At 71.0% G+C, this 10,587-nt stretch carries 9 protein-coding genes; 2 read left to right on the top strand and 7 right to left on the bottom strand.

Going from position 1 to position 10,587, the window contains the following annotated elements; genetic code table 11:
- Nucleotides 1–158: 158 nt before the first annotated feature.
- From AB0H52_RS11805 to AB0H52_RS11780, 6 genes are all read right to left on the bottom strand, one after another.
- Nucleotides 159–1,262, bottom strand: coding sequence for a branched-chain amino acid ABC transporter permease (locus tag AB0H52_RS11805; RefSeq protein ID WP_357946818.1), 1,104 nt, complete (start codon nt 1,260–1,262; stop codon nt 159–161).
- The gene (locus tag AB0H52_RS11800; protein ID WP_151492455.1) at nt 1,259–2,149 is read right to left on the bottom strand and encodes a branched-chain amino acid ABC transporter permease; all 891 of its coding nucleotides are present in this window, start codon (nt 2,147–2,149) and stop codon (nt 1,259–1,261) included. Before AB0H52_RS11800 ends, AB0H52_RS11805 begins: the two co-directional genes overlap by 4 nt.
- Nucleotides 2,149–2,931 (bottom strand): ATP-binding cassette domain-containing protein, encoded by a 783-nt coding sequence (locus AB0H52_RS11795; protein WP_151492454.1) that lies wholly within the window; start codon nt 2,929–2,931, stop codon nt 2,149–2,151. The genes AB0H52_RS11800 and AB0H52_RS11795 overlap by 1 nt, the downstream gene beginning before the upstream one ends.
- Nucleotides 2,928–3,671, bottom strand: a complete 744-nt coding sequence (locus AB0H52_RS11790) for an ABC transporter ATP-binding protein (RefSeq protein WP_357946815.1) — start codon at nt 3,669–3,671, stop codon at nt 2,928–2,930. The genes AB0H52_RS11795 and AB0H52_RS11790 overlap by 4 nt, the downstream gene beginning before the upstream one ends.
- A gap of 3 nt (nt 3,672–3,674) precedes the next feature.
- Nucleotides 3,675–4,874, bottom strand: coding sequence for a substrate-binding domain-containing protein (locus AB0H52_RS11785; protein ID WP_357946812.1), 1,200 nt, complete (start codon nt 4,872–4,874; stop codon nt 3,675–3,677).
- Nucleotides 4,875–5,574: 700 nt separating this feature from the next.
- Nucleotides 5,575–6,696: a glycerophosphodiester phosphodiesterase gene (locus tag AB0H52_RS11780; RefSeq protein WP_357946809.1), complete on the bottom strand. Its 1,122-nt coding sequence runs from the start codon at nt 6,694–6,696 to the stop codon at nt 5,575–5,577.
- A 142-nt stretch (nt 6,697–6,838) separates the two neighbouring features.
- Here AB0H52_RS11780 and AB0H52_RS11775 point away from each other — a divergent pair, with 142 nt between their 5' ends.
- Together AB0H52_RS11775 and AB0H52_RS11770 are read left to right on the top strand one after the other, a co-directional pair.
- Complete coding sequence (locus AB0H52_RS11775) at nt 6,839–8,173, top strand: potassium transporter TrkG (RefSeq protein WP_357946806.1); 1,335 nt, start codon at nt 6,839–6,841, stop codon at nt 8,171–8,173.
- A 17-nt stretch (nt 8,174–8,190) separates the two neighbouring features.
- Nucleotides 8,191–8,859: a TrkA family potassium uptake protein gene (locus AB0H52_RS11770; RefSeq protein WP_151492702.1), complete on the top strand. Its 669-nt coding sequence runs from the start codon at nt 8,191–8,193 to the stop codon at nt 8,857–8,859.
- A 38-nt stretch (nt 8,860–8,897) separates the two neighbouring features.
- Here the strand turns inward: AB0H52_RS11770 and AB0H52_RS11765 are convergent, their stop codons facing one another.
- Nucleotides 8,898–10,535 (bottom strand): serine/threonine-protein kinase, encoded by a 1,638-nt coding sequence (locus AB0H52_RS11765; protein WP_357946803.1) that lies wholly within the window; start codon nt 10,533–10,535, stop codon nt 8,898–8,900.
- Nucleotides 10,536–10,587: the final 52 nt, after the last annotated feature.

The raw sequence follows: 10,587 nt of genomic DNA, 5'->3' as shown, positions 1-10,587 counted from the left end.
CTGAACGCCTTCCAGATCGCCTTCGAGGGCCGGCTCACCCCGGCCAACGACTGACCACCTCAACAACCAAGATCAGCCGTTAACTTGACACTCCCACCTTCGACACGGCGTGTCGCGACAATAACCTCATGATCGACGGGGTGGGGGTGGGTGCGGGGTCAGCGTGGGGGGCGCAGGGATCTGGTCAGGTGGGACAGGCGGGGAGCCAGGCTGGTCAGGCCGCCGGGGAAGAAGTAGACGGCCAGGATGAACACCGTGCCCAGGACGAAGAGGGGCTGGCTCAGCGGATGACTGAGGACGGCCGGCAGGTTGTCGACCGCGTCGCTCGTGCCGAACGCGGTGAGCCGGTGGTCCAGGTACATGTAGAGGACACCGCCGAGCACCGGCCCCCACCGGGTGCCCGGCCCGCCGAGCACCACCATGACCAGCAGCGACAGGGTCAGCTCGGAGGACGTGATGTGCGGCGACGCACCGCCGACGATCAGCACGTAGACCACCCCGCCCGCCGACGCCAACCCGCCGGCCAGGGTGAACGCCACCAGTTTGTAGCGGTACGGGTCCAGCCCGAGCACACCGATCCGCCGCTCGTCGTCACGCAGCCCGGCGAGCACCCGACCGGTCGGCGAACCGCTCACCCGGTGCACCACGAAGACCACGAGCGTCAGGTACGCCAGTGCCAGCCAGTACAGGTTGACCGTGTTGGTCACCCCCACCAGCCCGGCGGGCAGGCCGGACACGTCCAGCGGCAAACCTTCCTCGCCGCCGGTGAGCCCACCGAAGTCCCGGGCCACCAGGATCGCCCCGACCTGGGCGAACGCCAACGTGACCATGGCGAACGCGATGCCCACGGTGCGCAGCGCCACCGCTCCGAGCAGCGCCGCGAGGATCGTTCCCCCGGTGATGGTCAACAGCGCCGCCTGCCACAGCGGTAGACCGGCCCGGGTGACCAGGATGTCGGTGCCATACACGCCGGCGGCGAAGTACAGCGCGTGCCCGAAGGAGAGCATCCCGGTCCGGCCGAAGAGCAGGTCGTACCCGGCGGCCAGCCCACCGAAGATCAGGCAGATGGCGAGCAGTTGCAGGGTGCCGGGCGAGTTGACCGGCCCCTCGAAGATCCCCGGTAGCGAGATCGTCGAGTACGGCAGGATCGCCAGCACGACAAGCGCGACCAGCGGCAGGAACGGGCGGACGCGGTGCCACCGCCCCCGCTGCGGGGTCAACTCGTCGGGCACCTGCGCGGGAGGAGCGTCGATCACCGTCATGCCGTTGCCACCTTTCCGGCGATGCCCTGCGGGCGCAGCAGCAGCACCACGGCCAACAGCCCGACCACGCAGATGTCGCCCAGCCCGGACGTGCCGTAGTAGTTGACGAACTGCTGCACCAGCCCCACCACGACGGCCGCGTACGCGGAGCCGACCACCGAGCCCATGCCGCCGATCACCACCACGATGAACGCGAAGATCAGCAGCGAGCCGCCCTGGCCGGGCGAGACCGTGCCGAAGTAGACCCCGCCCAGCGCGCCGGCGAGCGCGGCGGCCGCCCCACCGATCGCGAAGACCAGCGTGAACGCCTTGCGCACGTCGATGCCGAGCGCGGTCACCATCTCCCGGTTCTCCACGCCGGCCCGGATCACCAGGCCGTACCGGGTCCAGCGCAGGAACGCCAGGATCGCGCCGAGCACCAGCACCGCCGCGATGATCAGCAGCAGGCCGCCGTTGGGCACCTGCGCGCCGAGGATCCCGGTCACCTGCCGGGTCCAGTCGGGGCGCGGGAAGGTGCGGGCGTCCGCACCCCACGTCGCCTGGAGCAACGCCACGCCGGCCAGCGACAGACCGACGGTGACCAGCACCTGCTCGATGGTGCGGGAGTACAGCGGGCGGATCAGCACCAACTCGACCAGGATCGCCACCAGCGTGCCGGCGGCCACCCCGAAGGCGACCGCCACCACGAAGCCGAACCCGTCGGAGCCGGCGCCCGGCAGGTTGCCCGCCGCCCACCAGGTGCCGTACGCGCCGACGCCGAGGAACAGCCCGTGCGCGAAGTTGAGCACGTCGGCCAGGCCGAAGACCAGGGACAGGCCGGAGGCGACCAGGAAGTACAGCGCCGCCAGACCCAGGCCGGTCAACGCCAACAGGATCACGGTGCCCATCAGCGTTGGTCCTTCCTCGCGACTGCGGGGCTCGCAAGCTCACTCCTCGCGCTCGGCGAGGCCACCTCCGCCGAGCCGACACCGAGCAGCGACTTGGTCAGCGCCGTCTCCAGCAGCAGCTCACGGGCGTCGCCGGTCCAGGCCACCTTGCCGGCGGCCAGCACCACCGCGTCGCGGGCCAGTCGGCGTACGACCGCCAGGTTCTGCTCCACGAGCAGCACCGGCACCGACTCCGCGACCCGTTCCACCACCTCGGCCACCTCGGTCACCACCTTCGGCGCCAACCCCTTGGTCGGCTCGTCGACCAGCAGCAGCCGGTTGTCGTTGAGCAGCACCCGCCCGATCGCGAGCATCTGCTGCTGCCCACCGGAGAGCGAACCGGCCCGTTGCCGTCCGCGCCGGTCCAGCTCCGGGAAGAGCGCGAAGACCTTGTCGTACGCCGGGCTGGTGCCGCGCCGCTCGGCGAGCCGCAGGTTCTCGGCGACGGTGAGGCCGGCGAACACGCACCGGTCCTCCGGCACGTAGCCGAGCCCGCCGCGGACCAGCCGGTGGGTGGGCCGGGCCAGCAGGCTCTGCGCGCCCATCCGGATGGTGCCGCGGACCTCCCCGGCGGGCGGGGTGAGGCCGACGATCGCGCGCAGCGTGGTGGTCTTGCCGACGCCGTTGCGACCGAGCAGGACGGTCACTCCGGTCGGGGCGACCGTGAAGGACACCCCCTGGAGGATGTGCAGCCCGGAGATCCGGACCGACAGGTCCTCCACACTGAGGATCGGTTCGCTCACAGCGACTCCCCCAGGTAGGCCTCTTGCACCGTGGGGTTGGCCATCACCGTCTCCGGGGTGTCGCAGGCCAGCAGCGCGCCGTGGTGCATGACGGCGATCCGGTCGGCCAGTTCGAGGATGACGTCCATGTGGTGCTCGACCATCAGCACCGCCCGGCCGCTGTCACCGGTCAACGACTTGATGACGGCGACCAGCTCCGGTACGTCCTCGGCGCTGACCCCGGCCATCGGCTCGTCCAGCAGCATCACCCGCGGTTCACCGGCGAGCAGCAGGGCGATCTCCAGCTTGCGCTTCTCGCCGTGCGCCAGGGTGCCGGCGAGCGCCGTACCCCGGTGGGCGAGGCCGACCCGGTCGAGCGCCGTGTCGGCCGCGGCGGCGACCTCCCGGTCGGCCGCCGCCCGCCGCCACAGTGCCATCGAGCCCCCGCGGTGCGCCTGCACGGCGAGCCGGACGTTCTCCCGCACGCTCAGCGAGCCGAAGACCGAGGACGCCTGGAAGCTACGGCCCAACCCGAGGCGGGCCCGCCGGTGCGGCGGAAGCGCCCCGATGTCCTGCCCGTCCAGGGTGATCCGACCCTCGGTGGCCCGGCGCAGGCCGGTGATCAGGTTGAACAGTGAGGTCTTGCCGGCGCCGTTCGGCCCGATCACGCCGAGGAACTCCCCGGGCGCCAGGTCGAGGTAGACGCTGTCGACGATGGCGACCTCACCGATCCGCCAGGTCAGACCGCGGGTGGCGAGCATTTCTCAGCCCTTCATGGCCACGGCCGGTGGCGCGGTCTCGTCACCGGTGAGGCTCTTCTGCGCGGTCGCCGTGAAGGCGGTGCCGCTGCCGGTCAGCTTGGCCTGGAACATCGGCTGGAGCAGCGCGTGGTCCGCAGCCCGGATGGTCATCTTGCCCTTGACCCCGTCGAAGCTCCAGCCCTCCAGGGCGGTGACCATCTTGTCGACGTCGTCCCCACCCTCCTGCACCGCGCGGACCACCATCTGGGCGGCGGCGAAGCCGTCCGGGTGGAACAGGTCGATGGTGCTGACCTTGGCCTTCAACGCCTTGCTGGCCTCGGTGTCGCTGGCACCGTCGAAGTAGTGCGACAGGAACGAGATCTTCGCGCCGGCGGCGCCGAAGGTCGGCCACGAGGCACGGATGTCCAGACCGGTGACGACCGTGGTGGACGAGAGAACACCCTGCTGGTCGAGGGTCTGCCACATCGCCGGGGCGGTCGTGCCGGCCCAGGCCACGAACAGCAGGTCCGGCTTGGCCGACTTGATCTGGCTGGCGAACGGCGTGAACTCGGTGGCGCTGGCCGGGGCCCGCACGCTGCTCACGGTGGCGCCCGCACCACCGATGACGGCCTTGACGGCGGCCTCGTTGGCGTCGCCGAATGCGCCGTCCTGAGCGAAGACCACGACCTTCTTGCCGGCCGGGTCGCCGATGAACGACTTGGCGGTCACCACGTCCTGGTAGGACTGTCGCCCGGAGCGGAACGTGTACTTGTTCGCGCCGGTCACCGCGTCCGTGGCGGCCGGGCCGGAGATGAACAGAACCTTGTTCTGTGCCGCGATCGGCGCGACCTGGAGCGCCACACCCGAGGCGGTGGAACCGGCGATGATCTTGGTGCCCTTGCCGATCAGGTCCTTCGCCGCGGAGACCGCCTTGGCCGGGTCACCCGCGTCGTCGACCTCGGTCAGCTCGATCTTCCGGTCACCGACCTTGCCGGTGCCCTGGGTGGCGAAGTCCAACCCCGCCTTGAACCCCTCGATGTACTGCTTTCCGTAGCTGGCCAGGGCTCCCGACTCGGAGTACACCAGGCCGACCTTGACCGGCGCGGCGCTGTCGCCGCCGCCGGTGGCGGTGTCCTGCGGGCTACCACAGGCCGTGGCGGCCAGTGCCGCCGCCATCATCGTGGCGGCGGAGAGGAACGCCCGCCGCGTGTGCCGGACCGTCATCGCGACTCCAGGTGAGGACAGGATGCTGTGTTGTCGGCTCACGCTAGAAGTGACGTCACCCACGAGCTATGTGGCAGAAACACACAAGTAACAGGAATGAGGTGGCCGGGGTTACAGCGCACCGCGTTACCACCGGAGGGTCCGCGCTCTCGATGGCCCCGAACCCCACGGACCAGCCAAGGCGTGTGTCGCCTCGCGCCATCCGCCCCACTCGCTCGGTCGCAGGGCCCGTCGTGGTCGGCCGGGCGCGGACACCGCCAACGACCGCCGAACAGACGGTCACCGATAACCCGATGCCGTACGCACTGAGCGAAGATCACCACAACATCACTGATGTTGCTGTCTGGTCCCGCCTGCGGCGTGGTCTCGATCGTGCTCGATCGTGGATGTAGTGGTCTCGGACTCGCGGGGATACCACTCGATCCGGGATCGAGCGTGACCTTGGACAGGCACGCGTCGGCGGGCGTGGGTTGGCGGGCGTGGGCAGGCTCGGAGGTGGTGCCCACTCCCGCGAGGCCACCTGGCCGGGCACCTCGGCGGGCACCTCGGCGGACCGGACGTGTCGCTGGCCCGCCGTCCGGGTGGCGGACGACGGGCCAGCGTGTGGGCCGGGCGTGATCGGCCCGGCGCTCGGCCCGGAGCGGATCAGCTCCGGACCGCGGTCAACTCGGCGGGGACACCCGCCGAGGCGCGGAGCGGGTCAGCGCGTGGCGAGGCCGGCGCGGGCGGCGACGGCGGTGTCGGGGTGGTCGCTGAACACGCCGTCCAGTCCCAGGCCGAGGAAGAGTTCGTATTCGGCCGTGATGTCGCCGCGCGCGTTCGGGTCGGTGCCGATCCGGAAGTCCACGGGGAGGAACTGGTTCTCCGCACGGAACGTCCAGGAGTGCACGAGCAGCCGCTCGCGGTGTGCGTCACGCACCACGTTCGTCGGGGCGAGCAGCTTGCCGGCGGCGTCGCGGGGCACGATCAGGTTCTTGTTCGCGCCGATCCCGTCGGCGTAACCCGCGATCCACTTCAGGCCGGCAGCCGTGGCGAGGTCCTGGTAGGTGCGGGTGTCGCCGGCGGCGGTGAAGTCGTACGGGCGGCCGGTGGCGTCGAGGAGCTGGACCAGCTTCACGTCGGTGAGCCGGCTCAGCCGACGCAGGTTGGCGGTCTCGAACGACTGGATGAAGACCGGCGAGTTCTTGTGGTCCAGCTTGTTCTGCCGCAGCACCTTCAGCAGCGGCTCCTCCAACGGCAGGCCGATCGACGTGAAGTAGCTCGGGTGCTTGGTCTCCGGGTAGATGCCGATGGTGCGGCCCCGTGCCCGCCCCTCGGTCCGAGCCAGATCGATCACCTCCTGGAGGGTGGGCACCTCGAAGCGGCCGTCGAAGGCGGTGTTCGCGACGCGGACCTGCGGAAGTCGCTCCTTGGCCCGCAGCGTCTTCAACTCGGCCAGGGTGAAGTCCTCGGTGAACCAGCCGGTCACGGCGACACCGTCGATGGTCTTCGTCGCCCTGCGGGCGGCGAACTCCGGGTGCGTCGACACGTCGGTGGTGCCGGAGATCTCGTTCTCGTGCCGGGCGACGAGGACGCCGTCGGAGGTGGACACCAGGTCCGGCTCGATGTAGTCCGCGCCCATCCGGATCGCCAACCGGTACGCCTCCAGCGTGTGCTCCGGCCGGTAGCCGCTGGCACCTCGGTGACCGATCACGATCGGGCGGTCGTCCGCCCGGGTGCGGTTCGCCTCGGCCGAGGGGCCGGCGGCGGCCATGGTGGGCACGGCCACGGCGGCGGCGAGCAGCGCGCCGGCCACGCCGAAGGTCGAGAGGGTACGTCGCAACGCCGTCTCCTGTCATCGGGGAATGCCGCGGATAGCAGACCGCCCGCGATTGGCCGGGAGTTGGTCGATGTCTGGACGGCAGGTGAATCTCCGGAATGGGCGTTCCCACTCCGACGCCTGCGCGGAAAAGGAAGATTGTCTGGTGCGCCGGTTTTTCCGCAACCCCGTGCGGCTGGTGCCGCTGGGGTTCCTGGTGCCGATACTGCTCGGCACCGCGCTGCTGATGGCGCGCTGGGCCACCGTCCAACATCAGCGACCGCCCCTGGTCACCGCCCTGTTCACCGCCACCTCGGCGGTGTCGGTGACCGGTATGGCCATGACCGACACCCCCAACTACTGGTCCGGCGGGGGTCTCCTGGTGATCACCCTGCTCACCCAGCTCGGCGGTCTCGGCATCCTCACCGCCGCGGCCCTGGTCATCCTCGTGGTCTCGCGCCAGCTCGGCCTGCGCGACCGGCTGCTGGTGCAGGCCGAGACGGCCGAGTTCGGCATCGGGGACGTGGCCCGGCTGCTGCGCCGCATCGCGGTGACCGTCTTCGCCTGCGAGGCGGTGATGACCGCGCTGGTCACCGGCCGGCTGTGGTGGGCGTACGACTACACGTTCGGTGACGCGCTCTGGTCGGGCGTGTTCCACGCCGTCCAGGCGTTCAACAACGGCGGCTTCGCGCTCTACAGCGACGGTCTGCTGGCCTTCGACCGCGATCCGTGGGTGTCGCTGCCGCTGGCATTCGGTGCCATCGTCGGCGGGCTCGGGTTCCCCGCCCTGTTCGAGGCGGTCCGTGAGTGGCGCAAGCCGACCGGCTGGGCGGTGGCCACCAAGCTGACCATCTGGGGCAGCGTCGCCCTGGTGCTGCTCGGCTTCGTCGGCCTGCTCGCCGCCGAGTGGACCAACGCCAGCACCATCGGCTCGTACGACGCCGAAGGCAAGGTGCTCGCGTCGTTCACCCAGATCGCGTTGAGCCGTACCGGTGGCTTCAGCGTCCTGGACATCGCCGAGCTGCAGGAGGAGAGCTACCCGCTGCTGATCGTGCTGATGTTCATCGGCGGTGGCAGCGCCAGCACCGCCGGGGGCATCAAGGTGTCCACGTTCTTCCTGCTGGCGTTCACCATCTGGGCGGAGCTGCGCGGCGAGCCCGACGTCACGGTCGGACACCGCCGGGTGGCCACCGCCAGCCAGCGGCAGGCCGTCACCGTCGCCCTGCTCAGCGTCGCGCTGGTCGCGGCCGGGACCATGCTCCTGCTGCTGCTCACCGAGGGGGTGCGCTTCGTCGCGGCCCTGTTCGAGGTCACCTCCGCGTTCAGCACCACCGGGCTGACCATCGGCCTGGCCGGTGAGCTGCCGGCCAGCGGCCAGGTGGTGCTGACCGTGCTGATGTTCATCGGCCGGGTCGGGCCGCTCACCCTCGGATCGGCGATCGCCCTGAACACCCGGCGCAGGCTCTACCGCTACCCCCAGGAACAACCCATTGTCGGCTAGCTGCGAGGAGGGTCGAGGTGTCGGCGAGACGATCGGACGGCGGCGGCATCGTGGTGATCGGGTTGGGTCGGTTCGGCTGCCACCTGGCCGGGTCACTCACCCGGATGGACCGCGAGGTGCTGGCCATCGACCGCAATCCGGACCAGGTGCAGCGCTGGTCGGCCCAGCTCGACCGGGTGGTGCAGGCCGACGCGACCGAGGAGGGGGCGTTACGGCAGCTCGGCGTCACCGGGTTCGGCCAGGCGGTGGTGGCCATCGGGGCCTCGGTCGAGGCGAGCGTGCTCACCGTGCTGGCGTTGGCCGAGCTGGGTGTGCCGCAGATCTGGGCCCGCGCGACATCGCAGAAGCACGCCAAGATCTTGTCGTCGGTGGGCGCGCACCACGTGATCTTCCCGGAGGCGGAGACCGGCGACCGGGTGGCCCATCTGATCGTCAGTCGGCTGCTCGACTTCATCGAGTTCGACGACGACTTCGCGATCGCCACCGTCCGGGTGCCGGAGTCGCTGGTCGGTCGTACGCTGCTCGACCTGCGCCCGGACGAGCGCTACGGGGTCCGGGTGATCGGCGCGAAGGCGCCGGGTGAGCGTTTCCGGTACGCCTCGGACAACACGGCGCTGGCCCAGGGTGGGGTGCTGGTCGTGGAGGGCGGGATCGACCAGGTGCAGCGGTTCGCGGGACGACGCTGACCGTCAACGCCGACGAGGTCCGTGCCCCTCGGGATGTCTCATCCTTTTCCCGGACCACCCGGCCCCTTGGCATCGTTGGGCTTCGGGGCAGCCTTGGCCGGCTTCGGCGGCTTCGCCTTCGGCGCGCCGCCGCCCGAGCCGCTGCGTACCGTCGTCTTCTTCGGCGGGGCCGGCACGGTCGCCGCCTTGCTCGGCGGGGCGGTGGACGGCGTGCTGCCGGCCACCCCGGAGACGCGTACCCCGCAGGTGGAGTCGCCCACCCGGAACTCCACCGGTAGCGGGTTCGCGCCGCTGTACGTGCCGGCGAGGGTGAGCTTCTCGGCCGCGCCGGGCGCCAGGGTGGTGCGCTGGGCCGCCGGCCGGATCAGCACCGTGCTCCCCTGCTGCTGCACAGCCGCCGGCTCCGCCTTCGTCACCGTCTGCTGACCGGGGAAGGTGAAGCTCATCGTCCAGTCCCGCAGTTCCTGCTCACCGCTGTTGGTCAGGGTCAGTTCGGCGGCGAATTCCTTGCCGGAGTCGGTGCGCAGCGCGTACGCCACCTCGCAGGGCGCCGCCTTCGGCAGGCTCATCCGGGCCTCGGTGGTCGGCCGGTCGTCGCCGCTGGCCGGGCTGCGCGAGGTGAAACCCCACATCGCGCCGGTGACCGCGATCAGGCCGACGGCGGCCACCCCGGCCTCCACCCGCCGGCGGCGTCGGTGCTCCCGACGGGTCCGGTTACGGGTACGCGACAACGGCAACGCGTCGGTCGCCGCGGACCACGGCAGGATCGTGGTGCCCGCGCTGGCCAGTGCCGCGGGGTCCACCGGGCCGGCGGCCGGCGAGACCGGCACCGCCGCCAGCATCCCGGCCGCCTCGGCGAGGGTCCGAGCCAGTTCGGCCGTCGCCGGACGGTCGGCGGGCTGCTTGGCCAGGCAGCGCCGCACCAGGTCGGTCACCTCGTCCGGCAGGCCGGGCACCGGGGGCATCGGGTCCGGGTCGTTGTACATGTGCGCCCGCAGCATCTGCGTGGTCGTGCTGGCCTGCCACGGCAGCCGGCCGGTGAGCATCCGGTAGAGCAGCAGCCCGACGGCGTACACGTCGGTGGCCGGGGAGACCTGGCCGTTGTCCAGCCGCTCCGGGGCGAGGTACGCGGGTGTGCCGAGCAGCGCGCCGTCCGGCCCCTTCTCGCTCTCCCCCACCAGCGCGGAGATACCGAAGTCGACGACCTTGACGCCGGTCGAGGTGAGCATCACGTTGCCCGGGGTGACGTCGCGGTGCACCACACCGCGGGCGTGCGCGGTGGCCAGCGCGGAGCTGACCTCGGCGGCGATCGTCACCGCCTCCCGCCACGGCAGGCGGCCCTCCCGGCCGAGCCGGTTGGCGAGCGAGGCGCCGTCGACCAGCTCCATCACCACGTACGGCACGGTCAGGCCGACCTGCTCGGACTCGCCGTAGTCGTACACGTTGGTGATGTTGGGGTGGCAGAGCCGCGCGGCGGCCTGCGCCTCCACCCGGATCCGGTGCCGGAAGGCCCGGTCGCTGGCCAGCCGGGACGCCAGCACCTTCACCGCGACCTGGCGACCGAGCACCTCGTCGTAGCCTCGCCAGACCACCGACATACCGCCCGCGCCGAGCTGCTCGACGAGCCGGTACCGCTCATCGAGGAGTTGCGCGCCGTTCCGGTCCCCACCACCCATGGTGGCCGTTGTTGCCCGCGATGAGCCGACCTACACCTTGAGGATCGAAATC

The organism is Micromonospora sp. NPDC050695, assembly GCF_040654415.1.
GTDB lineage: Bacteria > Actinomycetota > Actinomycetes > Mycobacteriales > Micromonosporaceae > Micromonospora.
Note: the sequence above shows the minus strand (reverse complement) of the source record. Positions and strands in the feature narration are given on the sequence as shown.

Bases quoted from the DNA above. Each gene is read 5' to 3' on its own strand.
- AB0H52_RS11805 (WP_357946818.1), bottom strand. From the start codon at position 1,262: ATGACGGTGATCGACGCTCCTCCCGCGCAGGTGCCCGACGAGTTGACC.
- AB0H52_RS11800 (WP_151492455.1), bottom strand. From the start codon at position 2,149: ATGGGCACCGTGATCCTGTTGGCGTTGACCGGCCTGGGTCTGGCGGCG.
- AB0H52_RS11790 (WP_357946815.1), bottom strand. From the start codon at position 3,671: ATGCTCGCCACCCGCGGTCTGACCTGGCGGATCGGTGAGGTCGCCATC.
- AB0H52_RS11785 (WP_357946812.1), bottom strand. From the start codon at position 4,874: ATGACGGTCCGGCACACGCGGCGGGCGTTCCTCTCCGCCGCCACGATG.
- AB0H52_RS11765 (WP_357946803.1), bottom strand. From the start codon at position 10,535: ATGGGTGGTGGGGACCGGAACGGCGCGCAACTCCTCGATGAGCGGTAC.